This is a genomic window from Streptomyces daliensis (assembly GCF_054782395.1).
In genome coordinates this window covers 1-25,232 of record NZ_BAAGSO010000094.1, presented here as the reverse complement: position 1 = coordinate 25,232, position 25,232 = coordinate 1, and the positions used below count along the sequence as shown (strand labels likewise).

General features: G+C 70.2%; 28 protein-coding genes. 16 read left to right on the top strand and 12 right to left on the bottom strand.

Features of this window, described 5'->3' with window-relative positions:
* Position 1: 1 nt before the first annotated feature.
* The 3 genes from ACYVOO_RS22745 to ACYVOO_RS22735 form a co-directional block, all read right to left on the bottom strand.
* Complete coding sequence (locus ACYVOO_RS22745; RefSeq protein WP_461017524.1) at positions 2 to 1,036, bottom strand: polyprenyl synthetase family protein; 1,035 nt, start codon at positions 1,034 to 1,036, stop codon at positions 2 to 4.
* A 285-nt stretch (positions 1,037 to 1,321) separates the two neighbouring features.
* Positions 1,322 to 2,131, bottom strand: a complete 810-nt coding sequence (locus ACYVOO_RS22740) for a hypothetical protein (protein ID WP_461017523.1) — start codon at positions 2,129 to 2,131, stop codon at positions 1,322 to 1,324.
* A 125-nt stretch (positions 2,132 to 2,256) separates the two neighbouring features.
* On the bottom strand, positions 2,257 to 3,354 hold the full coding sequence (locus ACYVOO_RS22735) for a YncE family protein (RefSeq protein ID WP_461017522.1): 1,098 nt from the start codon (positions 3,352 to 3,354) through the stop codon (positions 2,257 to 2,259).
* 300 nt (positions 3,355 to 3,654) lie between these two features.
* On the opposite strand from ACYVOO_RS22735, the gene ACYVOO_RS22730 reads away from it, so the two are divergent.
* From ACYVOO_RS22730 to ACYVOO_RS22715, 4 genes are all read left to right on the top strand, one after another.
* Complete coding sequence (locus ACYVOO_RS22730; RefSeq protein ID WP_461017521.1) at positions 3,655 to 4,167, top strand: hypothetical protein; 513 nt, start codon at positions 3,655 to 3,657, stop codon at positions 4,165 to 4,167.
* The gene (locus ACYVOO_RS22725; RefSeq protein WP_461017520.1) at positions 4,164 to 4,559 is read left to right on the top strand and encodes a transcriptional regulator; all 396 of its coding nucleotides are present in this window, start codon (positions 4,164 to 4,166) and stop codon (positions 4,557 to 4,559) included. The genes ACYVOO_RS22730 and ACYVOO_RS22725 overlap by 4 nt, the downstream gene beginning before the upstream one ends.
* 104 nt (positions 4,560 to 4,663) lie before the next feature.
* The gene (locus ACYVOO_RS22720) at positions 4,664 to 5,521 is read left to right on the top strand and encodes an ABC transporter ATP-binding protein (protein ID WP_461018098.1); all 858 of its coding nucleotides are present in this window, start codon (positions 4,664 to 4,666) and stop codon (positions 5,519 to 5,521) included.
* Between the two features lie 20 nt (positions 5,522 to 5,541).
* On the top strand, positions 5,542 to 6,468 hold the full coding sequence (locus ACYVOO_RS22715; RefSeq protein WP_461018097.1) for an ABC transporter permease: 927 nt from the start codon (positions 5,542 to 5,544) through the stop codon (positions 6,466 to 6,468).
* Positions 6,469 to 6,589: 121 nt separating this feature from the next.
* Here ACYVOO_RS22715 and ACYVOO_RS22710 read toward each other — a convergent pair whose 3' ends face one another.
* The 7 genes from ACYVOO_RS22710 to istA all read right to left on the bottom strand — a co-directional run bounded on the left by ACYVOO_RS22710 (position 6,590) and on the right by istA (position 13,072).
* The gene (locus tag ACYVOO_RS22710) at positions 6,590 to 7,159 is read right to left on the bottom strand and encodes an AAA family ATPase (RefSeq protein WP_461017519.1); all 570 of its coding nucleotides are present in this window, start codon (positions 7,157 to 7,159) and stop codon (positions 6,590 to 6,592) included.
* Complete coding sequence (locus ACYVOO_RS22705) at positions 7,156 to 7,491, bottom strand: GatB/YqeY domain-containing protein (RefSeq protein WP_461018096.1); 336 nt, start codon at positions 7,489 to 7,491, stop codon at positions 7,156 to 7,158. The genes ACYVOO_RS22710 and ACYVOO_RS22705 overlap by 4 nt, the downstream gene beginning before the upstream one ends.
* Before the next feature lie 150 nt (positions 7,492 to 7,641).
* A complete protein-coding gene (locus tag ACYVOO_RS22700; protein WP_461017518.1) occupies positions 7,642 to 8,658 on the bottom strand; it encodes a BtrH N-terminal domain-containing protein in 1,017 nt (338 codons plus the stop codon).
* A 476-nt stretch (positions 8,659 to 9,134) separates the two neighbouring features.
* On the bottom strand, positions 9,135 to 9,278 hold the full coding sequence (locus tag ACYVOO_RS22695) for a hypothetical protein (RefSeq protein ID WP_461017517.1): 144 nt from the start codon (positions 9,276 to 9,278) through the stop codon (positions 9,135 to 9,137).
* 282 nt (positions 9,279 to 9,560) lie between these two features.
* Complete coding sequence (locus ACYVOO_RS22690; protein ID WP_461017516.1) at positions 9,561 to 9,971, bottom strand: GNAT family N-acetyltransferase; 411 nt, start codon at positions 9,969 to 9,971, stop codon at positions 9,561 to 9,563.
* Between the two features lie 657 nt (positions 9,972 to 10,628).
* Positions 10,629 to 11,420 (bottom strand): IS21-like element helper ATPase IstB, encoded by a 792-nt coding sequence (gene istB, locus ACYVOO_RS22685; protein ID WP_461017515.1) that lies wholly within the window; start codon positions 11,418 to 11,420, stop codon positions 10,629 to 10,631.
* The gene (gene istA, locus ACYVOO_RS22680; protein WP_461017514.1) at positions 11,417 to 13,072 is read right to left on the bottom strand and encodes an IS21 family transposase; all 1,656 of its coding nucleotides are present in this window, start codon (positions 13,070 to 13,072) and stop codon (positions 11,417 to 11,419) included. Before istA ends, istB begins: the two co-directional genes overlap by 4 nt.
* Before the next feature lie 867 nt (positions 13,073 to 13,939).
* Between istA and ACYVOO_RS22675 the strand changes: the two genes are divergently transcribed.
* From ACYVOO_RS22675 to ACYVOO_RS22660, 4 genes are all read left to right on the top strand, one after another.
* On the top strand, positions 13,940 to 14,143 hold the full coding sequence (locus ACYVOO_RS22675; RefSeq protein WP_461017513.1) for a hypothetical protein: 204 nt from the start codon (positions 13,940 to 13,942) through the stop codon (positions 14,141 to 14,143).
* A gap of 191 nt (positions 14,144 to 14,334) precedes the next feature.
* A complete protein-coding gene (locus ACYVOO_RS22670; protein ID WP_461017512.1) occupies positions 14,335 to 14,586 on the top strand; it encodes a hypothetical protein in 252 nt (83 codons plus the stop codon).
* On the top strand, positions 14,583 to 14,936 hold the full coding sequence (locus ACYVOO_RS22665; RefSeq protein WP_461017511.1) for a hypothetical protein: 354 nt from the start codon (positions 14,583 to 14,585) through the stop codon (positions 14,934 to 14,936). The genes ACYVOO_RS22670 and ACYVOO_RS22665 overlap by 4 nt, the downstream gene beginning before the upstream one ends.
* A gap of 221 nt (positions 14,937 to 15,157) precedes the next feature.
* Positions 15,158 to 15,463 carry a hypothetical protein gene (locus ACYVOO_RS22660; RefSeq protein WP_461017510.1) on the top strand — a complete coding sequence of 102 codons (306 nt, stop codon included), beginning with the start codon at positions 15,158 to 15,160 and terminating at the stop codon, positions 15,461 to 15,463.
* A gap of 66 nt (positions 15,464 to 15,529) precedes the next feature.
* Here ACYVOO_RS22660 and ACYVOO_RS22655 read toward each other — a convergent pair whose 3' ends face one another.
* Complete coding sequence (locus ACYVOO_RS22655; RefSeq protein WP_461017509.1) at positions 15,530 to 15,745, bottom strand: hypothetical protein; 216 nt, start codon at positions 15,743 to 15,745, stop codon at positions 15,530 to 15,532.
* Positions 15,746 to 16,824: 1,079 nt separating this feature from the next.
* Here ACYVOO_RS22655 and ACYVOO_RS22650 point away from each other — a divergent pair.
* The 6 genes from ACYVOO_RS22650 (at position 16,825) to ACYVOO_RS22625 (ending at position 21,405) form a co-directional block, all read left to right on the top strand.
* Entirely contained in the window at positions 16,825 to 17,355 is a 531-nt protein-coding gene (locus ACYVOO_RS22650; protein ID WP_461017508.1) for a winged helix-turn-helix transcriptional regulator, read from the top strand.
* 127 nt (positions 17,356 to 17,482) lie between these two features.
* Entirely contained in the window at positions 17,483 to 18,355 is an 873-nt protein-coding gene (locus ACYVOO_RS22645) for an alpha/beta fold hydrolase (protein WP_461017507.1), read from the top strand.
* Between the two features lie 16 nt (positions 18,356 to 18,371).
* The gene (locus tag ACYVOO_RS22640) at positions 18,372 to 18,770 is read left to right on the top strand and encodes a nuclear transport factor 2-like protein (RefSeq protein WP_461017506.1); all 399 of its coding nucleotides are present in this window, start codon (positions 18,372 to 18,374) and stop codon (positions 18,768 to 18,770) included.
* A 366-nt stretch (positions 18,771 to 19,136) separates the two neighbouring features.
* Complete coding sequence (locus ACYVOO_RS22635) at positions 19,137 to 19,952, top strand: class I SAM-dependent methyltransferase (RefSeq protein ID WP_461017505.1); 816 nt, start codon at positions 19,137 to 19,139, stop codon at positions 19,950 to 19,952.
* A 51-nt stretch (positions 19,953 to 20,003) separates the two neighbouring features.
* Positions 20,004 to 20,321, top strand: a complete 318-nt coding sequence (locus ACYVOO_RS22630) for a hypothetical protein (RefSeq protein ID WP_461017504.1) — start codon at positions 20,004 to 20,006, stop codon at positions 20,319 to 20,321.
* Positions 20,266 to 21,405, top strand: a complete 1,140-nt coding sequence (locus ACYVOO_RS22625) for a chorismate-binding protein (RefSeq protein WP_461018095.1) — start codon at positions 20,266 to 20,268, stop codon at positions 21,403 to 21,405. The genes ACYVOO_RS22630 and ACYVOO_RS22625 overlap by 56 nt, the downstream gene beginning before the upstream one ends.
* 91 nt (positions 21,406 to 21,496) lie before the next feature.
* On the opposite strand, the gene ACYVOO_RS22620 is transcribed toward ACYVOO_RS22625, so the two are convergent.
* Positions 21,497 to 22,042, bottom strand: a complete 546-nt coding sequence (locus tag ACYVOO_RS22620) for a hypothetical protein (RefSeq protein ID WP_461017503.1) — start codon at positions 22,040 to 22,042, stop codon at positions 21,497 to 21,499.
* Between the two features lie 181 nt (positions 22,043 to 22,223).
* Between ACYVOO_RS22620 and ACYVOO_RS22615 the strand changes: the two genes are divergently transcribed.
* Together ACYVOO_RS22615 and ACYVOO_RS22610 are read left to right on the top strand one after the other, a co-directional pair.
* The gene (locus ACYVOO_RS22615) at positions 22,224 to 23,771 is read left to right on the top strand and encodes an acyltransferase (protein WP_461017502.1); all 1,548 of its coding nucleotides are present in this window, start codon (positions 22,224 to 22,226) and stop codon (positions 23,769 to 23,771) included.
* Positions 23,768 to 24,358, top strand: coding sequence for a hypothetical protein (locus ACYVOO_RS22610; RefSeq protein WP_461017501.1), 591 nt, complete (start codon positions 23,768 to 23,770; stop codon positions 24,356 to 24,358). The genes ACYVOO_RS22615 and ACYVOO_RS22610 overlap by 4 nt, the downstream gene beginning before the upstream one ends.
* The last annotated feature ends 874 nt before the right edge of the window (positions 24,359 to 25,232 follow it).

The following is a 25,232-nucleotide window of genomic DNA, read 5'->3' as shown; positions in this document are numbered from 1 at the left end:
GTCAGCTCTCGCGGTGGGTGAGCAGATGGGCCAGCGCCATCAGTTGGCGCCGTCCCTCGACGGTCGGGGCGGCATCCGCCAGGGCGGCCTGCGCCTGGAGCAGTTCCCGCTCGGCCTCGCGCCGGGCAGCCGCCGCTCCGCCCGCCTCCTCGACGAGCCGCACGGCCCGGTCGGCCTCCTCCGCCGTCAGAGCGTCCTCGCGGGCGTAGAGGTGGGCCAGTTCCTTGCCTGCGGGGGAGGGGGAGGCCAGTGCGGCCAGCACGGGGAGGGTCTTCTTCCGTGCGGCCAGGTCGCTGCCCACCGGCTTGCCGGTGACCGCCTCGTCGCCGTACAGCCCCAGCAGGTCGTCGGCGATCTGGAAGGCGATGCCCAGATGACGCCCGAACCCACCCAGTGTCTTCGCCTGTTGTGGTGCGGCGGCGCCCGCGAGTGCTCCCAGGCGGCACGCGCAGTCCATCAGGGCGCCGGTCTTGGCCGAGGCCATCGCCACGTATTCGCTCGGCCGCACCACCTCGCGCCGCTCGAAGACGACGTCCAGTGCCTCGCCCTCGATGAGTTCCACCGCCGTCTCCGCCAGTGCCAGCGAGGCACCTTCCCCGGTGGGCGCAGCGGCGAGGGTGGCGTGTGCCACCGACAGCAGCGCGTCCCCGCACAGCACTCCGGCGGAGGTGCCGAACGCCGCCCACACAGCGGGACGGTGACGGCGCGTCCGGTCCCCGTCGATGATGTCGTCGTGCAACAGCGAGAACTCGTGCACGAGTTGCACCGCCATCGCCGCGGGTACGGCGTCCTCGGCGTCGGCGCCGACCGCCTCGGCGGCGGCGAAGCACAGCGCGGGGCGGACCGCCTTCCCCGCGCTGCCCTCGGCCGGCCGCCCGTCCGCGTCCAGCCAGCCCAGGTGGTAACCGGCTTCCCGTCGCGTGACCGACAGCCGGGAACTCACCTGCTCCTCCAGGTGTGCCCTCATTCGCCGCCGAGCCCGCTCCAGCAGTTCGGCGCCGGTGCGTTCCATGGACTCCACGGTGGGTGCCAGCATCGCCGTATCACCTGATCTCTTCCGCTGATCTCTTCCGCGAGCGGTCGGCGCGAGCGGTCGGATTTCCAGGTAAACGCGTGGCTCGGCGCCGACGGAAGGGACAACGGCCTGGCGAGGTCGTGAATGTGGTGAACGGGCCCAACGCCCGTGAGCTGGTTGTGGGTTGGCGGGCTCCGGGTTGTCAGGGGGGCGGTCCGGCGGGGAGGCCGTCTGGAAGGGGCGGCCCGGTCAGGGGCGGGAGCGGATCGCCGCGGCCGGGTGAGAGCAGACGGCCTGGCCGGGGTGTCAGCCGTCCGTGGAGCGGACGCTGCTCATGATCTTCTTGATCTCGTCGGCGGTCAGTGCCTTCGGCACTCCCTGGTCGGCGTAGAGCACCCAGCCGTGCATGGTGCCGTCGGGCAGCTTCTGCGCGATGCTGTGCACGACGGCCTTCGGCGGGACGCACGAGCCGGGCCGGTTGGTGACGGTGACCTCCGCGGTGGCGGTGTAGCCGTCGATACCGCCATGCTTCCAGGGTTTGGCCTCGCTGACCTTGATCTTGGGCTTGTGGTCTGCGCCGCCGTACGCGGCGAAGCCCCAGTTGCCCGCCCAGTTGCGGGCGTTCTCCTGGAGGGTGCCGTCGGTGCCGCCGCCGGTGGTGCCGACGGTGGCGAACTGTCCCTTGCCCGCTTCGCCGACGGCGTCGGGGTTGGGGGCCGAGGCGCAGCCGCCCTCGCGGTAGTTGGCGGCCGCGGTCATGACGACGATCGGTTTGCCGTCCTTGTCCGTGTAGGAGACGGCGGTACCGGTGTCGAGGACCTTCCACTTCTCGCTCTCGGCGGGCACGTCGTAGCGGAAGTGGTGCTTCTTCGCGGTCTGCGTCTGCCACCCCGTGAACATCGGCTCGTCGCCCGCGGGGCTTCCCGGCGCTGCGGAGCTGGGCGCCTCGGACGAGGGTGCCTTGGAGCCCGCGGCACCGGCTCCCTTGTCCGAGGTGTCGCCGGTGCCGTCGTCGCACGCGCTGAGCGTGAGGACCATGCCGAGGCTGACGGCCGCGAGCACGGCCTTGCTCGTGCGGTGGTGCGTGATGCGGGGGAGGGGCTTTGACTGAGACATGATCAATACCCTAGGCGACCTGCGCCGCGGGTCTTTCACCAGGTGGCCGGTGCTGGAGCTGGCTCGACCTGACCTGATCTGACCTGCTCAGACCTGATGGCCCCTCACCGTCACTCGCGGGTCGGTCACTTGCGCCGGTGTGCGGTCCCGTGGACGGGGGCGATGCGGGTGAGGCGGTCCTCGCCCGCCGGACCGGTGCCGGACTTGTCGGTGACGAACGCGGTGCCGTCTTCGGCCATCGCGATGTGGTTGGGCAGCGGGCCGGTGTCCACGGTGCGCTCGACGGTTCCCCTGTGCGGGTCGACCACGGACACCTTCCCCACGAGCCGGCCGACGACCAGCACCCGGCCCGAACGCGGCGCGACGGCAAGGGACTTGGCGCCCTCGCCGGTGCGCACCGTCGCGGTGATGTCCCCCTCGCGCAGGTCGAGGACGGACAGAGTGCCCGTGGTCTGGTCGGCGGTGTAGGCGGTGCGGCCGTCCCGGGACAGGGCGACCGCCAGCGGGCCGTCGCCCGCGGGGAGGAACCGGGGCTCGTCGGAGTCCGCGGCGAGTTCGATGATCCGGTCGTGGGTGTGATCGGCGGCGTAGACCGTGCCGGTGCGCTCGTTCACCGCGAGCCCCGTGGGCCCGGCTCCCTCGACGGTGACGCGCTTCTTCTCCTCGAAGGTGCGGCTGTCGTAGGCGACGAGGGAACCGTCGCCGAAGGCGCTGGCCCACACGGTGTCGCGTCTGCGGTCCACGACGACCTCACGTGAGTGCGACACACCGGGCAGTGTGGCGAGGCGCTTTCCGGTCCGCTGGCTGTAGACGGAGACACTGTTGTCGCGGGTGCCGGTGACCCAGACGGTGCCGTGCTCGTCGTCGACGTCGATGCCGTGGACGGACTCGATCCCGCCGGACGGAGTGGCGCCCACCGGGTACACCGCCTCGATCTTCAGCGTGTCGGGGTCGGCCTTCACCAGGTGGGAGCTGGTGGCCGCGGCCGGGGGCTGCCCCACCGAGGCGGTGATCCACAGCGCGTCGTGCCGCTCGGAGTAGGCGGACTGGTACAGCCCCCGCACGAGCGGTGCCGAAGTGACGCCGAGGTGGGAGTGGTCGCCACGGTTGCCGTGGTCGCTGCCGGTGGCTGTCGCGGCGCCGGCCGGGGCGAGGGCGCCGCCGACCGTGAGGGCCGCGGCCGTGGCGACAGCAAGGAGGAGGCGGCGGTTGGGCGGTGCCATGGTCTGTCGTTCTCCCTTGTGGGTTCGACGGGGACGGGCAGGGACGGGGCGCCGTTGCGCATGGCTGGGTCGGCCCGCGCGTCACCGTCGCCGAGCAGAAGTAAGGCAAGCCTTAGTAAACACCGCGCCAAGTCGCGTCTCGTTCGCGGGGGCGGGTGACTCGTCGGTTTCCCTCCGACCCCGACTTGCCCAACAGGAAAGCCGAAGGTATCTTTCCCGGTAGGAAAGTGAAGAAGGGTTGGGTTTCCACGGCTGCACGCCGTCTCGGCCCTTCTCGGACTCCAAGGCATGGGGGAGGCGATGGCTGTGAGCGCGTCGGTGGACGCCGAACAGGCGTGGAGGGACCTGCAACGCATCCGGGTGCCGCAGGAGCGGGTGTACGACGAGATCGAGCGGTCCGCTTCGGGCGGTCCGGGTGCGGCGTACGCGACGGCCGCGCTGATGTGGGTCTTCCTGGCCGGCCTCGGCCTGGATCCGCCCCTGTGGGGGGTGGGGCTGCTCCTCGCCGTGTACGTGATGCTGCTGGGAGGGCTGGCCGTGGTCTACCACCGCAGGAGCCGGATGCGGCTGCACCGCTCCCGCTACAACTGGCGGATGACCGCCACGTTCGTCGCGGGGGCAGTGGTGACCAGCGGGACGGTCCTGCTGTCCGGCCATCTGGTCGAGGCGCTGGAGCCGATAGTCGGCAGCCTGATCCAGGCGACGGTCTCGGCAGGCGTGTTCCTGCTGGTCATCGGGCCGACGAGCCGTTGGGCGGTCGGCTCGCTGCGTGGCCGCGGTGAGTGCGCGGTCCCCGAGGGGGCGGGCCGGTGAGCACCCCCGACGGTTTCGACGAACTGATCCATCCCGCCACCCGGTTGTCGGTGGTCGCGCTGCTGGCCACCACCGAGTGGGCGGACTTCGCGTTCATCCGCGACAGCCTCTCGCTCAGTGACTCCGCGCTCTCCAAGCAGCTCTACACCCTGGAGGAGGCCGGATATCTGGAGATCCACAAGGAGGGCGGCGGCCGTAAGCGCCGTACGAAGGTGCGGTTGACGGACCACGGGCGCCTCGCCTTCGAGGGACATGTGGCGGCGCTCCGGGCGATCGTCGAGGGCGCGGGGCCCACGGCGGTGCCCGTCCCGAAGCCGACGGAGAACGACGCTTCCGGGACCGCCGCGAGCGAGGCGGCACGAGGGCAGCACCACGTGGAGGCAGACCGATGACGATGCCAGGGCACATGCCGGTGCCGTCTGCTCTGTCCGCACAGCCTTCCGGGTCTGTCGTGTCCAGTACGGCCCAGCCTGTCATCCGCGTACGTGGGCTGGCGATGGCGTACGGCGGTGTCGATGTGCTCCACGGCATCGATCTGGACATCCACCGCGGCGAGGTCTTCGCGCTGCTCGGCCCCAATGGTGCGGGGAAGACCACCACCGTCGAGATCCTGGAGGGCTTCCGGCGCCGCTCGGCCGGGGAGGTCCGCGTCCTGGGCGCGGACCCGGAGCGCGGTGGCGACGCCTGGCGCGGCCGGACAGGACTGGTTCTGCAATCCTGGCGTGATCACCGTCGTTGGCGGGTCGCGGAGCTGCTGGGTCACTTCGCCACGTACTACCCGGACCCGCGTGACCCGGCCGAGCTGCTGGCGCTGGTCGGTCTCACCGACCGGGCCGGGCAGCAGGTGGACCAACTGTCGGGTGGTCAGCGGCGGCGGCTGGATGTCGCGCTCGGCATCGTCGGCCGCCCCGAACTTCTCTTCCTGGACGAGCCGACCACCGGCTTCGACCCGGAGGCGCGGCACGAGTTCCATGTGCTGGTGGAACGGCTGGCACGCGAAGAAGGCGTCACGGTCCTGCTCACCACACACGATCTGGCGGAGGCCGAGCGCCTCGCCGACCGGATCGCCATGCTGGTCGGCGGCCGGATCCGTGCCTGCGGCACCCCGTCGGAACTGGCCCGGGCCGCTGCCGCGCAGGCCGAGGTCCGCTGGATGTCCGGGGACGGGACGGTGCGCCGCGAACGCACCGTGGATCCCTCGCGGCTGGTGTGGGAACTCCACCGGGAGGCGGAGGGTCCGATCGCCGGTCTGGAGGTCCGTCGCCCGACGCTGGAGGACACCTATCTGCACATGGTCCACCGGGAGGGCGACGGCCCGGCCGGGGCCGTGGACGGAGAGGGGCGGGCCGCATGAGGAGGACATCCGTGACAGGCATGGCGAGCGAGCACGGCGATGGGCCGGATGTGGCGGGCGGGCCCGTCGGCAGGGCGCGGGAACCGGGCGCCTCCACCCGCCGTTTCTGGCGTGCCGGACTCCTCCGCGGCGGCATCGAGCTACGGCACTTTCTGCGCAACCCCAAGGAGATGTCGGGCCAGTTGACCAACGTGGTGGTCGCGCTGCTGATCGCGGCCTACGTCAGCGACGAGGTGCCCGGCACGCACACCCCCATGGCCCATCTGGTGCTCGCGGGTCTTGCCGCTTATCTGCTGGTGCAGATCGGCCTGGTGAACCTCCCGCAGATGCTTGTGACCGAGCGGGAGGAGGGTGCGCTGTTGCGGGTGCGGGCCACGCCTGGGGGGATACCGGCCTATCTCGTCGCCAAGTGTCTGCTGGTGGTCGTCATGGCGGTCGCCACTTTGGCCCTGCTGTTGGCGGCTACGGCGCTGCTGGTGGACGGGCCGCTGCCGCGCGGGCCGGGTGGCTGGCTGACGCTGCTGTGGGTCACCACGCTGGGGCTGCTGGCTGTTGTTCCGCTGGGTGCGGCACTGGGTGCGGTGCTGCCCAATCCGCGCGAGGCGCTGGCGTTGATCATGCTGCCCGTGATGGGGCTGCTGTTCACCTCGGGCGCGGTCTTCCCGATCACCTCGCTGCCGGTGGTGGTACAGCAGGTGGCATCCGTCTTCCCGCTCAAGTGGATGGCACAGGGCCTGCGCTCGGTGCTGCTGCCGGACACCGCACGGGCGGCCGAGGCGGCAGGCTCCTGGGAGCTGCCGATGGTCGCGGGGGTTCTGGCCGCCTGGGCACTCCTGGGATTCCTCCTCGCGGTTCCCCTCCTGCGCCGCGCCGCCCGCCGCGAGTCCGGCTCCCGCTTGACCGCGCGTCACCACAAGGCGGCCCGGAGCGGGGCGATACCCGCGTAAGCCGCCCGCCGTCCGCACCTGTGGGACGGTGTGTCTCTGCGGTCACCGGGTTCCGGTGGTCGCGGGGTGTACTCGGCTCGGGGTGAGGGCGAGGGCTGATGTTCCGGCCGGGTGCCCGGGGTTATGCGGCCCGCAGGCGGTGCGTGTCGCCGTCGAGCAGGGCGCTCACCCGCTCGGTTGTCTCTTCGATGCTCTCTTCGCTGGTGTCGATCACGTGGGGTTCCATGGGGCCGAGGTCGGCGAACTGGTCCCACATCAGTCCCAGTGGGTTGTGGTCCACGAGGGCGCCGGGCTCGGTGCGGGCCATGGCGCGGGCGAGTGTGATCTTGCGGCGGGGGCGGAGCACGATGTAGTCGGCTCTTGTGTGCGGGGCCGTCGTCATGGCGGTGCGGAAGTGGTGCAGCATCCAGGGGCCGACGACTCCGTCGACCACTGTGACGAACCCGCCGGAGGCGTAGGTGAACGTGGCTCCCGCGATCACGGACAGCACGGTCTGGTTCTGCGCGTCGGAGGCGGGCTGGTAGGGCGGGATGGCCCCGGTCACGATGTAGCTCCAGAAGTCGTCGGTGTGCAGGTGCACCGCACGCTTGTGCCGTGCTGCGATCCGTCGTGCCACGGTCGACTTGCCAGCGCCAGGCGGGCCCGCCAGAACCACGACTCTGCCGCTGACGGCGGCGGCGCTCTCCGTCACTTGCCCGTCTCCCGCGCGGCGTCGGAGCCGTCGAGGAAGCGCAGCAGCACCGCTGCCTCCTCGCGCAGGCGCGCGGCACGGTCGGCATGTGCGGGCGCGGTCAACTGGGCCGCGGCCTCCAGCCGTTCGGTGGCCTCGGCGCGTACGACGTCCGCCACACCGTGCTCGCTCAGCTCCTGCCGCGCCGCTTCGGTGGCCCCGGCACCGGCCGGAGACTGCTCAAGGGCCACACCGCGAAGTTCGGCTTCGCCCACGGGCGCCGCCTCGGCGTTGTCCAGTGCGGCGAGTGTGGCCCGCAGGGCGCTCACCGCGGCCTTGTCCCGGGCACGCATTGCTTCGGGCAGTGCTTCACGCATACGAAGACGCAACGACATGCCCGTGACCCTATGCGGGTGGCCCTGGGGGAACAACGCGATATATGTGCGGCGTCGGCCTCGCGGGTCGTGCAGTGTGGTGTGTCCGCCGACGCGGCACACGTCACGTCACGTCCGTCGCGTCGGTCCCGGGCGGTTGCTCCGGGTGTTCAGGTGGCTCAGTGCCTGCATGGCCTCGCGCTCCAGACGGGAGAGGTCGTCGAGGATGTTGCCCGCCTGTTCGAGGTACCGCGCGTCACCCGAGATACCGGCTCGGTCGATCAGCGCCGCGGTTTCCGTCCACAGGGTGGCCGCCTCGGCATAGAGCCCGTGGCCGGTGCGCAGGTGGGAGCTGTCGAGGAGCAGGGTGCATTCGGCGAGGAAGTCTCGGTAGAGGTTGCGGAACAGGGCGCCGCCGGTCCCGGCCTTCTCCATCAGAAGGGCGGCCTGCGGCAGGTCCCGTTCCGGGGCGTCGGTGCGCTGGAGCCAGGTGCGTACCCGCTTTCCGGCTTTCGCGATGCCGCGGTGGCCGAGGTTGGCGATGGGCGGGTGGAGGAAGGCGTCGGCGCAGGCGGTGATGGCGGGAGTGATGCGCTCGTGGGGGTCGGGCGGGTCGCTCGGGACGGTGAGGGTGAAGGACCGGTGTCTGGCCGACATCGGTCCGCGTGCGGCCCTGGCCCGGGCGAGGCTGGTCCGGCTGGTGGTGACGGCTCCGCCTTGCTGGTCGGTGTCCACCAGGTGGGCGTCGTGGTCGTCGTAGCCGGTCATGGCGACGATGTGGCCGCCGAAGTGCACCGAGGAGGTGAAGTAGTCCAGGTGGTAGCTGTCGAGCTGGAGCCCTACGGGGTGTCCGGCGTCGAGGGGAGCCGCCACGTTCGCCCACGCCTTGCGGGGTGAGGTGGTCTCCAGGACCTGGAGTTGCAGGTCGAGTGCGGTGGCCAGGTTCCTGGTGAGGTCGAAGGGCCTGACCCGTCCGGCGAGGAAGGGGAAGCCCATGGCCTTGCTGTCCCAGTAGAGGAAGGAGAGGCCGGAGCCGAGGCCGAAGAGCATGGGCTCGGACAGGCCGATTCCTTGGTGCCGCAGCAGCACGCCCAGCGCCGTCGTCTCGCAGTGCCGCATACCGCGGGTGCCGCCGTCCGCCGCCATGCCGTGCTCCCCTCGCCTCCACGGTGCCTTCGTCTCCGCGGTCTGCGTAGGGTGCCAGACGGCCCGCGCCACCGCGAGCCATTGTCCCGCTCGGTTTTTGGGGTGTGGGGGGAGTGGTGAGGGTGGGGGGTTTGGTGGGGGTTAGGCGTTTCCGCTGAGGAGTCCTGGGGAGTCGGTGGGGAGGGTGTGGTCTGGTGCGGGGGTGGGTGCATGGTCGCTGTGTTTTTGGGGTGGTGGCGTGCTGGGTTTTGGTCGCGGTGGCCTTGAGTGTTACTCGTGCTGGGGTCTGGTCTTGTGTGGCCGGGTGGGGGGGGGTGGAGGGTTTCCTGGCCGGTGGGGGGTGGGGGTGGGGGTGGGGGGCGACCGCCGCCTCGGCCGGCCGCGGGCCTGTACCTGCCTCCGGTTGTCCGGGCCTGGATCTCGGCGGGACTTCGGTGGGGTTCCGGCTGGGGGTCTGGTGGGGGGTTTGGTGGGGGTTAGGCGTTTCCGCTGAGGAGTCCTGGGGAGTCGGTGGGGAGGGTGTGTCCTGGGGCGGGGGTGGCGGTGGTGGTTGTGGCGCTGCTCAGGGCGGCGATGGCTGCCAGGACGGCGGTGGCGAGGGCGATGCGTGCGGTGAACATAATTTTATCCCGTTCCGGGCGAGTTGGGTGTTTCGCGCGAGTGTAGGGCTTTTCTGTGGGTGTGGTGTGGTGCAACACCGGGTTTCGTGCTGCCCCGCCCGGGACGGGTCCGCCCGCCTGCCCCGTTCCGGCCTGTTCCGGCTTGTCCTGTTCCGGCCTGTTCCGGGTGGGTCGGGGCGGCGTGGTGTGGAGGTGTGCCGGTGGCGGTGGGGGTGTCGGTGGGTGCGGTTTTGCCGAGGAGAACGGAGGGGGCCGGGGGAGGGCTGGTGGTGGGGGTGTGTGTCATGTTGTGGAGGGCAGGTGGATCAGTCCTGCGTTGGTGGGGCGGAAGCCGTAGGCGTTGAGGTAGGAGCCGCTCAGTTCGGGTGTGAAGTCGACGTGGAGCCATTCGCAGCCTGCGGCGCGGGCGTGGGCTGCTGCCAGGCGGACGGTGGTGGTGGCGATGCCGCGGTGCTGGAATGTGCCGCGGGTTTTGGTGTCGATGAGGAAGGCGTGGTCTGCGCCGTCCCATGCCACGTTCACGAATCCGACGAGGGTTCCTTTCTTGTTGCGGGCTCCTACCCAGCCGAGGCTGTGTTCCTTGGTCTTGTTCCACCAGCCGGTGACGGGGTCGCCGCCGTGGGAGTGGGTGAGGTCGGTCATCTCCTCGTCGGTGAGGGGGTCGCGCCAGGTGTAAGAGATTTCTTCGCTCATCGTCCCAGCTTCGCCGGACGGGTTCTTCGGCTGCCAGAGGTGCGGGGTGTTCAGGTTCCGGGTGTTCTCCGGGGACGGCGGGGCCGGGGCCGGATCCGGGGGGCGTGGTTGGTGGTTGGTGGGTGCGGGGGTTGTGTGGGTGTCCGGCGTGTCTGGCGGGTGATGGTGTGTGGAGAGACACGTAAGGCTCAGGGCTGACGGGCGGGCCGTCGGTTGTGCCGCTGCGTTCCGGGGGCGCGGGGCTTGTGGTCCGGGTCTGTGCGGGAAGTGCGGCTCCTCCTGTCCTTGTCCTTGTGGGCGGGAGGAGCCGTACCGGGCGGTGGGCCTGTTGAGGGCGGGCCTCGACGTTTCCCAGTCCCCCGTACTCGGACCCGTCGGGGCCGGCTCTCAGGTGAGAAGTCTGGCCTGCCCTTTGCCGGGGCAGTGGGACTCCTCATGCGTTGACCAGGCCGCCAGGCGTGGTCAACTTTTCTTCACTTTCCCTGGCTTTGTTGATGAGGAAGAACACCGCGTATCGGTGAGTTCTGGCAGCGTTTCGTGTCCCGCGAGCCAGAGAATGTCGATGAGTTTTGGACATCGCTCGGAGGTGTCCGGGGGCCTTCCTCGGTGCTCCTGATGGAGGGCGGCTCGGAGGCGAGGAAGGGCCCGTTGTGATCGTCAGTCTGCGGTCTGTTCGGCCCTGGTCCGGGTCTGGGCGAGGCGGTAGGAGTCGGTGCCGGTCTCGATGATGTTCCCGCCGAAGGTGAGGCGGTCGACGATGGCCGCGCAGAGCCGGGGGTCGGTGAAGGTATTGGTCCATCCCGCGAACGAATCGTTGGAGGCGATGGCGACGCTGTTCTTCTCCTCGCGCTCGGTCAGGACCTGGAACAGCAGCTCGGCGCCCCTGCGGTCCAGTTCCATGTATCCCAGCTCGTCGATCGCGAGGAGGTCGACTCGCCCGTAGCGGGCGATGGTCTTGGTCAGGATCTTCTCGTCGGCGGCCTCGACCAGTTCGTTGACCAGCTTGGTGGCCAGGACGTACTTCACCCGGTGGCCGGCCATCGCGGCCTCGGTGCCCAGCGCGATCAGCAGGTGGGACTTGCCGGTGCCGGAGTCCCCGATCAGGCAGAGCGGCAGGCCCTTCCTCACCCACTCGCAGGTCGCGAGGGTGTGGATCACGGCCGGGTCGATGTTCGGGTTGGCGTCGAAGTCGAACTGCCGCAGGGACTTCTCCCGGGGGAAGCCGGCGGCCTTGATCCGGCGTTCGGAACGCCGGCGGGCCCGGTCGTCGCATTCGGCCAGCAGCAGCTCCGCGAGGAATCCCCGGTAGGTCATCTGGCCCTTGGCCGCGGCTTCGGCGATGTCGGCGAACTGGCCCCGGATCGTGGGCAGTCGCAGGGCTTTGCAGGACGCCTCGATGGCCGCGTCGGCGGCCTGCTCGGTCAGTCCGCGGTGTCGTTTGACGGTCACGGCTCTTCTCCCTCGGGTCGGGGCCGGCCGCCCGGCCGGCGTCGTCGCAGCAACTGGTCGTAGACGGCCACCGAGGGCAGCGGCCGGGTGTCGGGCGGAAGGTGCGCGAGCCTCCGCTCGGTCAGGGACGTGATCTTCGGCTGCCCGAACCGCTCGGGCAGCGGCCCTTGAGGCAGCACCGCCGTCCCGGCGGTGTCGTCGGTCTCCGCCGCCTTGCGGGCCTCCAGCGCGACCGCGTCCGAGGTCAGAGCCCCTGCCCGCAGGGCCGCCGCGAGTCCGGCGACCAGATGCTCGTGCGGCATGTGCCGGCCCAGCAACAGGACCTCGATCAGCGCCCGGGTGCCCTCCCGGTCGCCGTGGGCCTTGCAGGCCGCCGCCCACCACGCGTCGTGGACGGGGGTGAACTTCCCCGCTGAGCGGGCCTGTTCCAGCGCGGTCGAGCCGGGCAGCGCACCCGGCTTGCGGACCAGGGCCTCCAGGTAGTGGTCCAGCACCAGCCGCGATCCGGCCTTCGCCATCAGCCGTTCGTGCCGGGCGACTTCGGCCCCGTCCTCGTAGACCACCAGCTCGGAGGCGTGCAGCATCACCCGCACCCGCCTCCCGATCAGCCGCACCGGCACCGAGTAGCGGTTGGTGCGGACGCTGATCTGGCCGTAGCGGTCCACCCGCAGTGCGAACAGCCGGCCCGTCTCGAACGGCTCCACCGGCAACGGCTTCAGCAGCGGACGCTCCGCGGCGAAGTACTCGCCGACCGTCCGGGGACGGGGACGTATCCGCCGGGCCTCGTCCTCCTCGTCCCACCGGTCGACCATCGCGTTCAGCTCGGCCAGCGAGCCGACCTCGGGGACGGGGACGAAGTGGTTGCGGCGGAAGTAGCCGATCTGCCCCTCCACCCCGCCCTTCTCGTGAGCCCCCTCGATGCCGGGCCGGCAGTAGAAGGCGTCGATGCCGAAGTGCGAACGGAACGCGGTCCACCGTTCGGTCTCCACCCGGGCCCGGTTGAACCCCAGCACCTGGGCGACCGCCGAGTTCAGGTTGTCGTAGTGGACCTTGCCGGTCGGCACCCCGCCCAGCACCCTGAGAGCGTGGACGTGCCCTTCGAAGAACGCCTCCTGCCCGCCCGAGGCGGACACCCGGTGCACCGCCTTGCCGGAGTACGACAGGCGGAAGGAGAACAGGCTGCACTTGACCTGCTCACCGGCCAGACGGATCGTCACGTCCCCGAAGTCGACCTCGGCCTCGGCTCCCGGCCGGTGGGACTGAGGGACGAACGCCTTCGCGACACCGCGGCCCGCCGCGAACCGGATCTCCTCCCGGCGTTCCGCCACATACGCGCGGACGATCCCGTAGGTGAGATCGTCCGCACCGTGCTCGGCGACCAGCCGGTCGAAGATCCGCTTGGCCGTGTGCCGCTGCTTGCGCGGTGCGCTGAGGTCCGCCCGCAGCATCTCGTCGACCAGCCCCTTGTAGGGGTCCAGGCGCGTCCTGCGCGGCGGAAGCTTCTTGCGCGGCTCCGGCCAGACCGAGTTCAGAGCCTTCCGCACCGTGCGGAACCCCACCCCATACTTGTGCTGCAAGGCCCGGTTCGACATACCGGCCCGGGAATCACGACGGATCGCCGCGTACAGATCGACTTTCGACTTCGGCGGCATCCAAGCCCCCTCACCACACGGTGCACTTCGATGGTCCCACCGCAAGTACCCCAGTGGTGTTGAAACTCAGCGATACCGCTTCCCGACAAGACCGGGCGCTGCCGCCACTGAGCGACAGACGGTGTCGCTACTCACGCACATAGCCATTTCCCCTCAGCCGGTTGAGTCAGCAGGCTCAGGGGCGGTGCCGGCTGATCTTGCGGAGGGCGGCAGGCAGTGGTCTGAGTGTCGGAGCGTTGCCCGCCGTTGCCTGGCGCCGAAAGCGGGAGGCACGTTGAACGAGCCTCCCCGGCAGGGGAATGGGGGGTGGGGGAGCGGGCTTCCTCCGGGCCGGGTGCCCTTACCGGTGGGCGGGGGCCGGCTGTACGCGGTGTCCCGCCCACGTCACGCTCTCCCGCGTTCTGGCCGCGTTCTGGCTATGTTTTCCGGTGTTTTCGCTGCCGGGGTCCTTCCGGCGGGTGTGGTGCGGTCTTCAACAAGCTGTGTGGGGGAAGCACGTGGTGGGCCGGCGGCGCAACGGGTGGCCGGAGGGAAGTCGGGCCAGCGTTGCAAAGGGCTTCACAGGGCCGCCGGGCCTGCGACGCTGACTGCCGTGGGCAGGTGTCGTGCTCAGGGGTTCCGCCAAGTCTCCTTCGGCGCCTGGCCGTTCGAATCGCGGACCGCATGCGAGAGGCGTGTGCCGGCGCCTCGCGGTCCCCGGTTCGGTGAGTCAGCAGCAATGTGCCGGGCGGTGGGCGTTCACGGTCACCGCCCGGCCCGGTCCTTAGGGGTGCATGCCCGTGAAAACCGCACACCCTTCGCGCGAGGCGGAGATCCCTTCATCCGCCTCCGCCTCCGCCCGCGGATCCGCAGGCGGTCCGCTTCGGCATGCCGCAGGTCCTGGTGCTCGTGGCGTTCCTCACCGCGGCCGTGGTCCTGAGCCTGGTCGCGCACAGGGCCGTCGCCGGCGTCGTCCTGCTGTTCGCGGTGGGCGGTGTCGGTGTCGGTGTGGTCGTGGCCACCGCCGTGCAGAGAGGAGGACGCGGCGGCCGGCTGCTGAAGGCCGCCGTCACCTCCGGCAGCGGGAGTTGAGGCCGTCATGGCCCGCCCCGAGATGCGGGTCGATCACACCGTCGCGGAGGTCGGCGGCCTCGCCGAGTACCTGCGGCGTCCGCGTGCGGCTGCCGGTCTGACCTACGCCGGGCTTGCCGGGCTCGCGCTGTCCTCCGCGGCGGCTTTGAAGGGGGGCGGCCGGCGGCTGCAGGCCCTCGGGCTGGGAGGTCGTGCGCGCGTACGCGTGTGCCTGCGGCGGCGAAGAGGAGGAGGCCCGCGTGTGGTGGGACAGGGCCGAGCAGGCGGCCGCGAGGGTCGCGCGTGATGCGTGGCGCTCCACGGTCCTGCCCAAGCCCCAGTACGTACGGGATGAGGGTGATCTGAGCGGGGCGCTGCGCGATGCGTATGCGAGGGCGGGCCGCCCCCGCATACGCGAGATGGAGCGGCAGGCCGGTCCCGGAGCGCTTCCCGCTCCACGGTGAGCGCCGTCACCACCGGGCGCACGGTGCCCCGGGAGGCGGGGTCCTGCCTCGCGTTCCTGGAGGCGTGCGAGATCACCGGGGAGGATCTTCTTCCCTGGTTCGCCGCCTGGGAGAAGGTCCGGGGGGCGAGCGCCGCCCGGGAGCTGACCCGTCCGCTGCCGGCCCCGGTGCCCAGCGAGGAGCTGTTCCTCGCGTACTTCGGTGCCCCGCCCGTCGGGGAGGAGGTCACCAGGAAGGAGGTCACCACCGTGCCGGATCCGGACACGGGAGGGAGGGCTCCTTCTCGGCGTGCGGGACGGGCGGCAGCGGGTCTCCGGCTTCATCGCGCTGCGGTGGGAACGGGGAGGTGAAGCGGACATCGCGGCCTGACCCGTTCACCCGTCTGCTGGTAGCAGTCGGCCATGGCAGGAGATCTGTGGACGCCGGTGGTTTCGATGGCCGGTGTGGCGGTGGGAGGCGGGCTGACGTATCTGGCCCGGCGCGCGACGCAGCGGTCGGCCGACCGGGCTGAGGAACAGAGACGGGCCGCGGCGCCGGCGGAGGGGAGCGACGTGCCGAGCGCATCAGGACCGTGCTGGCGTTCATCCGGTCTGGCCTGGAGGCCGAGGGCGTCGCACATGCACGGCATGCACGGCCGCTCCAGTGGGAGGTCGGTGACGAGTGGCACCGGACGGCCCGGCCGGCCATGGACGGCCTGCGCATAGCCGAGAGCGGCGTCCAGCCGCTGTGCGCCCCCGCCCTCCACGCACCGGCGACCGCCTGCGCCCGCGCCTTGAACCAGGCGGTCTGGCAGGAGGGCGACGGGACGAGCCTGGCCGAGCGCCTGGAGCCGTTCAGGGCGGAGTTCCTCGCCGTTGCACGCCGCACGCTGAGCTGAGACCGCAGGTGAGGGCCCGCCGACACCGTGCACGCCCAGCCGCACCTCACCTCACCTTACTTCACCTCACTTCACCGCACCGTGCGCGGCTCCGGGTCCGTGTCGGCCGCGATCGTCCTGGGCGCCGCCGCCGTCACCTCTGCGGTGCAGATCGTCGGTCGTGCTGAGCGTCGCGACGGCCGGACCCGAGGCGGCCGCCTCGTCGTTCTTCACCGTTCCCCGGCAGTACCTGGCCGCAGCGGTGGCCGCCCCCGGCACCGCGCCGGTCAACTCGATCGGCAACCCCGGCCCCGGTGGCTTCGCCGGGCCCACGCCCCTCGGCCAGGTCCGGGAACGCGCCGGCGGTGTCAGCACCGCGCAGCTGCCCGTCGCGGGGATCTGCCTGGTGGCACTGGCCGGTTGTACGGTCCGGCGCTGCCGGCAGGGCGGCCGGCCCGGCCACTACGGCCCCGTCACACGCCGCGTCACACGCCGCGTCACACGCCGCGCCCGAGCGGCCTGGCCCACCGCGCGCACCGCCCCGACCAACGCGCGGATTCCCGGAGCGGACTACCTCCGCGCCCGCCGGGAGATGCCACGACCACCCGTGGCAGACCCGCGGCCCCGTGGCGACATGACCGGCCACATGACCGGCCACGAGATCCGCGTCGCCGCACTCGGCCCCGTCACAAGCCCGGTCGTCACCGCCCTGCTGCGCCACCGGTCCAGCGGGCTCGTCGCCGGCGAGGCACAAGCCTTGCTCCGCCCCCGGCCTCGCGGCCGTGACCGCACTCCACCGCGCCGGCCCCCCCTCTGACCGCCGTCGCCGGCACCGGCCGGGGCATCTGCGAACGGAACGACGCCCACCCCCGGACGACGCCCGCCCCGGGAGGAGCTCCGCACCTTCATCCAGTACCTCGGCACCCACCTGGGACTGAACGGCAACGGCGTAGCAGCCCACCCGTCTGCCACACGGCCGCCGCACTCCGCCCCCCACCCGCCCTCCACCTGCGCCGCACCCCGGACCGGCCCGTGGGCGACCACCACACCCTCCGCACCCCGTACTGCGCCTGCCCTGCGCCCGCCGCGGCAGCACCTCCTCGGCCCTGCCCGGGCCACACGGCGCGCTCACCCCCGCTGCCGCGAGCGCGCGAGCGCGCGGGCCGCGCGCCGCTGACGGCGGCGTCCGGCCGGACGGCGGGTGCCGGCCTGCCGGCCTGGCGGCCAGGCCGGCCCGGTCCGGCCGGCCACACAGGCGCGTGCCCCCGGGCGCGTGCCCCCGGGTACGTGCTCGGGCCGCTCCACGGGAAGGGACACTCAGTAGCATGGCCGAACTACTTTCGTCTGAGAACTACTTCCGGGGTCACCGGAGAGGAGAAGCCGTGTCCGACCATGGAGACCGTGTCACCTTCCAGCACGGGCAGGAGTTCCTGGCCGCGATCTCCGAGCGCTGGAACTACCAGATCCTGCGGGAGGTGTTCTTCGGCGCTGGCCGCTTCGGCGAACTCAGGCGGGCCCTGGGCATCTCGGCGAACATCCTCACCGCGCGGCTCAACAGCCTGACCGAGCTGGGCCTGCTCACCAAGCGCGCCTACCGCCCCGACAAGCCGTGGTACGAGTACGCGCTCACCGACAGCGCCCGCGAACTGGTCGTCCCCGCCATCGCGGCCGTCACGCGCTGGGCCGAGACCCACGCGACCGGCACCGACATCACGCACCACCCGCTGGTGCACACCACGTGCGGCAGCCCGACCAATCCGTACCTCGCGTGCAGCAGCTGCCACCAGCCGGTCGAGGCCTCGGCTCTGCGGCCGGCCTCCGCCGGGGAGGGCGGCGCCGGGGAGGGCGCCGCCGCCGGGCGGGGAGGGGCGGCCCCCGCCGCGCCGGACGGCCCCGGCCCGCAGGCCCGCTGAGCACCTCGTCCCGCTGAGCACCGCGGGCCCGAAGACGGCCAAGACTGGTAGCGTTTCGAAACTAGTAGCTTTACGCTACTAGGAACGGGGTGTCGCCCCGGCCACGGAGTCACCGAGAGGACCGATCATGGCCACGAACCGGCTCGACGGAGTCACCGAGAAGCTGATCCCCACCTCACTGGGCCTGATCAACGTGCGCGTCGGCGGCCGCCCCGACGGCCCCGCCATGGTGTGCTGGCCGAGCCTGATGATGGACGGCACCATGTGGCAGTACCAGTACGAACACTTCGCCCCCACCCACCGCGTCGTGCTCATCGACAGCCCCGGACACGGCAAGTCCGACGCACTGCGCAAGCTCATCGACCTCAAGGACTGCGCCGACGCGCTCGTCGAGATCCTCGACGCGCTCGCCATCGACACATGCGTCCTGGTGGGCAACAGCTGGGGCGGCATGCTCGCCGGGATCTTCCCGGCCCACTACCCGCAGCGGACCGCCGCAGCGATCGGCATCAACTGCACCGCCTCCCTGCCCACGACCGCCGAGAGCATCTGGGCCACCGCACTGTCCGCGTTCCTCTCACTGCACGCGACGATGCCGCCACTGGCCGCCAAAGCCGCCCGCGCCGCCTTCGCCGGCCCCACCGCCGAGGCCACCAACCCCGAATTCACGGAGTTCACCCACTCCGTGCTGCGCAACGACCCCAAATCGGTGGCGTGGGCCCTGCGCAGCATCCTCATCGGACGCAAGGACGAGCACCGCCGCCTGCACACCATCCAGAACGTGCCCGCCCTGATCATCGCCGGCGAGGAGGACAGCCAGTTCCCCGTGCACGTGGTGCGGAAAATGGCGGACGCCATCGAGGGCAGCACCTTCCGCGTGCTCCCGCACACCGCCCACCTCGCCGCCCGCGAGAACCCCGACGCCGTCAACGCGGAAATCGACACCTTCCTCACCACCCTGCCCACCCCGCCCGCGCCCGCCCCGCCCGCCACGGTCTGACCAGGAGCCCCCCACCATGGAGAACACCGCACAGACGACCGCCGTGCCCGACTGGGTCCTGAAGTTCATGGACGCCATCGACACCCTGGAGTTCGACGAGGGCTTCGCGCCGCTGACCGAGGACACCGAGATGTTCTTCGGCACCGCCCACCTGCGCGGCGCCGAAGCCATCAAGGCCTTCTTCGTCAAGATCGACGCACCACTGAACATCACCCACGAGGTCCTGGAATTCTGGACCGCGGACGACGGCGTCCGCCTGCTGCGCGGCGAGGCGACGATGGCCAAGAAGAGCAGCCCGGACCAGGTGGTACGCGCCCCGTTCACACACATCTTCTACCTCGACCAGCAAGAGCCGGTCCGCATCCGGACACTGCGCATCACCGCGGGCCCGCTTCAGACCGACGCCGTGATGTGAACACGCCCCGGCCCCCACCGGAGCCCGGGGCACACGAACACCCCCACGATTCGAGACCGTCTTCGCCTACCGGTGCCGGGCACGGCCCGAACACCGCCACCGGCAGACGGGCACGGGACGCCGGCCACCAGACCGCACCCACCACCCACGCCCACCGGCCACGACGCACCCACCGCAGCCGGAAGGAAAGCGGCCCGGCGCACGGAGACACGACCGGGCACCCGGCGACACCGCCCACCGCACGCAGACATGCACCGCCTTCAACACACCCGCAAGCGGCAGGACTTGGAGACGTGCGCATCAGCCGCTTCTACTGAAGTCGGGAAGAGGAGCCGGGCGCACACAGCGACGAATGCGGAGAAGCCGGTGAACAGCACACCCGCACCGACAGGGGAGCGCTACCTCTTCGACCACTCCTCCGCATGGAGCACGACGCGCTCCACCGCACTCGAACGCTGCTACGACCCCGTATCGCGCCGGAACCTGGCACACACCGGAATCGGCCCCGGCCGGCAGTGCCTCGAAGCCGGCGGCGGAGCAGGCCCCCTGGGGATCTGGCTCGCCGACGCCGTCGGCGCCGACGGGCAGGTGACGGTCACCGACCCCGCCCTGCCCCCGGACCGGCCACCGCACGCCGCCGCCAACCTGCGGCTGACCGACCACGACATCGCCAACGACACACTGCCCGACACCACCTTCGACCTCATCCACGCACGGCTGGTACTCCTGCACCTGCCGCGTCCCCACCGCATACTGAAAAAACTGCTGCACGCCCTCAAACCAGGCGGCCACCTGGTCCCGGAGGACTTCGACCGCGGACACGTACCACCCCTCCACACACCGGACGCCGAGGCCGCAGCACTCTTCACCCGCGTACACACAGCACTCATGGAACGGCTGGAGGCCACGGGAGCCGACCCGCTCTGGGGCCGCCACGCCCACGGCGCGATGCCCGACACCGGATACGTCTCCGTCCGCTCGACCCTGTACGCCCAAGCCTGGCCCGGCGGCGGCGACGGCATCGCCCTCCACCGCGCCAACACAGCCCAGGCACGAGAAGAACTCCACGAAGCAGGCATCAGCGAGGACGAACTCGAAGACTTCTGGCGCCTGCTGGACGACCCGGACTTCACCGTCCTGTCCTACCCGCTCGTGACCTCCCACGGCCGCCGCCCCCGCTGAACACGGCACCCTCCCCTCCCACCCCGCCCCCGGCAAGGAGTCAGAGGACCCGTGAGCACACACCACCGCACCAGCACCAGCGTCAGCACATCCCCGAACCGGCCGCGAAAACCGGCCCACACCACAGCACGCCTGCCCTGCCACGCCTCACCACCGCGCGTGCTCGCCGCGCTCGCCGACTCCGGCCTCTTCACCCCGTACATCGCCTACGAAAGCGCCCAGGAATGGTCCTTCGCCGGCGGAAGCCTGGCGAGCGTGCGACTCGACACCGACGGCGCCGAACTGCGCACCGGGAAGACACCCGGCACACCCCCTGGCGCGAAGACCTCGCCCACACCCTGGAACCGCTGCTCGCACAGATCCCCGTAACGGACTGGCGCGCGTACGGACGGGCCGCCTTCGAACTCACCGAACCGCCCCACGCCCCCACCGGCCAGGAACTACTCCACCTGATGGTCCCCGAGACCGAGGTACGCATCCAAGACGGCGAAGCACGGCTGCGGACGGTGCGACCGGCCCACCTGGAGACACTGCGGAAGCTGCTGGAGAACTTCCCCGACGGCCCGCCCGCCGGCTCCCCCGACCCCGATCGCGCCGACGGCCCGGACACCGGAGACGGCCCACGAGCGCAGCCGGACCCCCAAGACACGGGCAACTACCGCGCAGCCGTCGCGGAGACCGTCATAGAAATCCACCACAACACCCTCCAGAAGGCCGCCATCTCACGGGCCGTCCCAGTACCGGACGACATCGACCTCACAGCCAGCTACGACACAGCCGCGACCACAACACCCCCGCCCGCTCCTTCCTGCCCGACCTCGGCGGCATCCGGGCCGCAGGCTCCAGCCCCGAAACCCTCGTGGAAGTCGCCAGCGACGGCAGCGTCATCATCCAGCCACTGGCCGGCACCCGGGCACTCACCGGAGAACCGGAAACCGATCACACGCTGCGCGAAGAACTGCGAACCGACCCCAAGGAGATCCACGAACACGCCGTATCCGCGAAACCGGCCTGCGAGGAACTCGCCACCTGCTGCACACACATCCGGGTCGAGCCGTTCATGGAGGTACGCGAGCGCGGCAGCGTCCAGCACCTGGCCTCCACGATCCACGGCAACCTGCCTCCCACCCACAGCCCGTGGACAGCCTTCTCCGCCCTCTTCCCCACCGTGACCGCCACCGGCATCCCCAAACCACAGGCACGCGCCCTCATCCACGAACTCGAGGAACACGAACGCGGCCTGTACCCAGGCACCGTACTCACCTGCGACGCACACGGACGGCTGGAGGCCGCACTGGTGCTGCGCACCGTCTTCCAGCGCAACGGCCACACCTGGCTCCAGGCGGGCGCGGGCATCGTCAGCCAGCCCCAGCCCGAACGAGAACACGAGGCAACCTGCGAAAAACTCCGCAGCTTCGCACCCCACCTGGTACCACGCACAAGGACCAGCTGACAGGACAGCGGACAGCCTCACACCGCACCCGGAACCCGCACCGCCGACAACACTGCCCAGAGACCCGAGACCCTCGCCGAACGCACCCACGTCAGACCGCAGAGAACCCGCCTCGACTCCTCGCGATGTTCCGCGTCTTCTTGCGGTTACCGCACTCGGCGAGCACAGCAAGCACCGCCAGCGACGACGACGTCTCAGCGAGGAGACGCTGCATCCAATCTGTGACCCGCGCCAACTCCTCCGACGACGGCACATGACCATCCCCGACGGACAGAAAGAACAGCCAGTCGTGAACGCGGCGACGAAGAAACTCACGCCACGCCACCGTCTCGAGCCGGCCGATCTCCGGCAGCAACCCGGCCCACCACCGCCGGAACTCAGCAGGACCTCCCGCCTTCACCGCGACCCTGTCCACGAGAGCGACCACCGCCGTCTTGGACACCAACTCGACGGGATCGCGCAGAATCGTGGCCACAACCGCACGGTCCCCGTCGCGACTCCGCGACGAAGCGGCCACCGAGACGACACGCTGGTACGCCGCCGACCGGACATGCTCGTCCGCGACGGCCTCCTCGACGTCCACATCGAAGATGCCGGCCCCCGCCAGCAACCCGGCCACATCGGCATGCAACGCCATCGCCTCACCCCCTCGCAGAATAGGTCCCCGACAGCCTCGCACCACTCCCGCCCAGCCTGCTCCTCCGCCACCGTGACCTGAACGATCACCAGGGCACCCGACCGAGCACACACGACGCAACATCTTGCGAATACCACATGGAATCGCGAGTATCGCAACACGTGTTGGTAGGATGGCGCTCATGGCCACGAGCACGGAAGAAGCACTGCGGATGACCGTAGCCGCACTGCTGGCCCACACCGGGGAACGGCAGGGAGACCTGGCCGCCGCGATCGGACTGAGCCCAACAGGCCTCTCACGCCGCCAGGCCGGGCGCGCCTCCTGGACACTGACGGACGTCGACCGCCTCGCCGCGCACTGGGGACTCCCCGTCCTCGACCTGCTGTCCGGCCCCACCCACGCCGCCGCCAAGCTCCCCGAACACGCGACAGCCGCACACCGGACCCCGCAGCCCACGCTCCCCCTCCCGGAGAACACCGCACCGGAACCCGACCCGGCACCCGTCAGCACCCCCCAGCCCGCCACCCCGCCCGTGCTGCCGCCAGACACCGGACTCGCCGACGAAGCAGCACCATGCGTACTGTGCGGCACTCCGACGACCGCACTCGCAGGCGGCAAGCCGCAACACATGCACGGCCTGTGCGTCGGCGGCCAACTCCCCACCCCCGCCCCCGACACCACCGTCGCGGCACCGGACAGAACAGCCGAACCCACAACCCCGACAGCAGCACCAGCCCCAACGGCGACACGCCCACGCCGCACCGCCCCCCCCGGCGACGGAGACCTGGCCGCCACCGTGACCGCCACCGTGACACGAGTACTGCGCGAACACCACGGCGACCAGGAAGCCGCACAAGCCGCACTCATCAAGCGCGCCATCCCCGACGTCATGGCCCTGTTCGCACAATCCCGCACAACCGGCCGCTACGAACACAAGGACTTCCCACCGACCGAAGACATCCTCAAAAAACGCTCCCAGAAAGGCGCCGACGCCATCTGGGAAGGACGCCCCAAGTGGCGCAACACCACGCTCGCCCAAGCCGTGAAATCCGGCAACCACGACCCCCTCGACGTAACCGCACTCGACGCCAACGCCGCCTACCTGTCCGCATGGAAGACCCGACTGCCACTCGGCCGCCTCGTCCACGACACCAGCGGCAACCACGACCCCAAAAAAGCCGGGATGCACCTGATCACCCCGCCCGACTGGGACCACACCGACCTACCCAACCCCCTCGGAGCACGCACAGAACCCGGCAACCTCTGGATCACCGAACCCACCCTCCGCCTCCTCCAACGCTGCGCCAAGAACGACCTGTGCGACCCACCAGTAACCCACGAATCATTCACCTCCGGCAGCACCGAAGGACTCCTAGAAAAACTACGCCGCGCACTCGCAGACCTCCGAGCAACCGCACTCGCCGACGACGACACCGTGACAGCCGAATACATCAAAGCGATGTACTCGAAGTTCGTCTCCACAATCGGGGAATCCAGCGCGAACCGAGAAATCCGCCGACCGGACTGGATGCACATCATCCGCTCCCAAGCATTCGCCAACCTATGGCTGAAAGCCGATAAGGCCCGCCGAGGCGGACTGACAGTGGTACAAATGTCCGGCACCGACGAACTGCACGTCGCCGGAGACTGGAAAACAGTATTCCGCGAGGGCCGCGGACTAGCCGACATGAAATCCAAGGAAACCTACACACTCGGGGGCAGCACATGAACCAGGCAGAACGCGAATGGGGCGCCTGGCAGAAACACGGCGCCCAGGGGATGCGCGGAGGCGACGCACTCGCCCGCGAAATGGACCGCATCCTGCACTCGCACGGCATCGCCTCGCCCGTCACCTCCAAACGCGGCCTGTCCGCCCGGCTGCGCTACCTCGACAGCGCAGCCGGCCGCGAAGCCCTTCGCGAGGCCGGGGTCAAGCCCCGGACCCTACGGGACTGGCGCGCGGGCAGGACCACCCCCTCCCGCGCCTCCCGGGAGAAGATCGACGCCGCGTACTGGTCCCGGCGCCGGGAAAACCTGATGCGCTCAGGGGCGATGAAAAGACACCTCAACAACGACGGGCGCGGCACCCGCATGGAGATCTACCCGGTAGACCAGTCCGATGTCCCGGAGAAATACCGCCGACCGACCGTGCAGAGCCGCACCATCCAGGTCCGTTACGTCTGGGACGACGCGGTCGACGCCTGGGGCGCAGGCAACGGCGACATCCTCGGCGAGATCTGGGACGACATCATCGCCGACCTCGACTCCGACTGGGTCGCCTACGCCTACGTCAGCGGCGTCGGCCTGAGCGCCTGACTGCGTCCCCTCGACGCCGCACCCTCTCCCGGGCAGCGCCTCGCGCGTGCTGAGTCGGCGCCGTACGTGCGCACTCCCACTTGGGCATCCCGAGGCGTTCGGCCAACTGCCAGCGCCCGAAGCTGCTTGAGGCCCGAGCGGGTTTACGATCCGTCATTCCTGCCGCTTCTGCAAGTAGTTGCGGAATTCGCTACCAGTTCAGCGACGGACCCGCGATACGTCCGCCATAAGCGCTGGAATCCTCCCATACAGGACTGGAGCCCGCATTATCGATGCGGAATTCGCAAGAGCGCGGCGCGTGTTCGTACTTGCTTTTTCCGCAATCCTCCTCGGTGACGTCGCGCTTCATCAACGACCTTTCCTATAGGGCTCATTCGGCCCTTTTTAGGAATGTCGGAGGGGTGCAAGCCTTGACTTTCTTGCGGCTGCTGTTTTCTTGTGCGCCGGAGGCGCGCGAAGGGCTCTTCGAGGGGTCCTCAGCGATGTTTAGTAGTTTAGACCTGTTGGTGGAGGGTGTGACCCACTAAAGCTGATGGTGAGTCAGCTTCTGAGGGGTTGCCGGTCGACGCCGGGTGAGCACATACTGTAGTTATGAGGAACGCCAGAGAGTAAGGACGCAGCCAAAAGGCCGACCTGACGTACTAGTCCCTCACCAGGACAACCACGTCTCTACCTGCACAGATTCTGCTAGACAGACCACACTTCGTAGTCAGCTGTCTTTTCAGAGCTGCACACCGCAGATCACCATAACCACCCCGCCGTCACCGGAGGTGACGGACCGGCCGGGGCCTCGGTTGAGCGACGCGAAGCGTCGCGGGTTCGATGGTGTCGCGAAGCGACATCGCGTCGTGTCTCCGGAGGAGACCGCGCGCGC

Coding starts and splice junctions, on each gene's coding strand:
- ACYVOO_RS22695 (WP_461017517.1), bottom strand. CDS start 9,278: ATGTTCACCGCACGCATCGCCCTCGCCACCGCCGTCCTGGCAGCCATC.
- ACYVOO_RS22730 (WP_461017521.1), top strand. CDS start 3,655: ATGGCTGTGAGCGCGTCGGTGGACGCCGAACAGGCGTGGAGGGACCTG.
- ACYVOO_RS22740 (WP_461017523.1), bottom strand. CDS start 2,131: ATGTCTCAGTCAAAGCCCCTCCCCCGCATCACGCACCACCGCACGAGC.
- ACYVOO_RS22640 (WP_461017506.1), top strand. CDS start 18,372: ATGGAGAACACCGCACAGACGACCGCCGTGCCCGACTGGGTCCTGAAG.
- ACYVOO_RS22690 (WP_461017516.1), bottom strand. CDS start 9,971: ATGAGCGAAGAAATCTCTTACACCTGGCGCGACCCCCTCACCGACGAG.
- ACYVOO_RS22715 (WP_461018097.1), top strand. CDS start 5,542: ATGGCGAGCGAGCACGGCGATGGGCCGGATGTGGCGGGCGGGCCCGTC.
- istA (WP_461017514.1), bottom strand. CDS start 13,072: ATGCCGCCGAAGTCGAAAGTCGATCTGTACGCGGCGATCCGTCGTGAT.
- ACYVOO_RS22610 (WP_461017501.1), top strand. CDS start 23,768: ATGAACCAGGCAGAACGCGAATGGGGCGCCTGGCAGAAACACGGCGCC.
- ACYVOO_RS22720 (WP_461018098.1), top strand. CDS start 4,664: ATGGCGTACGGCGGTGTCGATGTGCTCCACGGCATCGATCTGGACATC.
- ACYVOO_RS22745 (WP_461017524.1), bottom strand. CDS start 1,036: ATGCTGGCACCCACCGTGGAGTCCATGGAACGCACCGGCGCCGAACTG.
- ACYVOO_RS22645 (WP_461017507.1), top strand. CDS start 17,483: ATGGCCACGAACCGGCTCGACGGAGTCACCGAGAAGCTGATCCCCACC.
- ACYVOO_RS22735 (WP_461017522.1), bottom strand. CDS start 3,354: ATGGCACCGCCCAACCGCCGCCTCCTCCTTGCTGTCGCCACGGCCGCG.
- ACYVOO_RS22615 (WP_461017502.1), top strand. CDS start 22,224: ATGGCCACGAGCACGGAAGAAGCACTGCGGATGACCGTAGCCGCACTG.
- ACYVOO_RS22700 (WP_461017518.1), bottom strand. CDS start 8,658: ATGGCGGCGGACGGCGGCACCCGCGGTATGCGGCACTGCGAGACGACG.
- ACYVOO_RS22675 (WP_461017513.1), top strand. CDS start 13,940: ATGCCGCAGGTCCTGGTGCTCGTGGCGTTCCTCACCGCGGCCGTGGTC.
- ACYVOO_RS22620 (WP_461017503.1), bottom strand. CDS start 22,042: ATGGCGTTGCATGCCGATGTGGCCGGGTTGCTGGCGGGGGCCGGCATC.
- ACYVOO_RS22705 (WP_461018096.1), bottom strand. CDS start 7,491: ATGCGTGCCCGGGACAAGGCCGCGGTGAGCGCCCTGCGGGCCACACTC.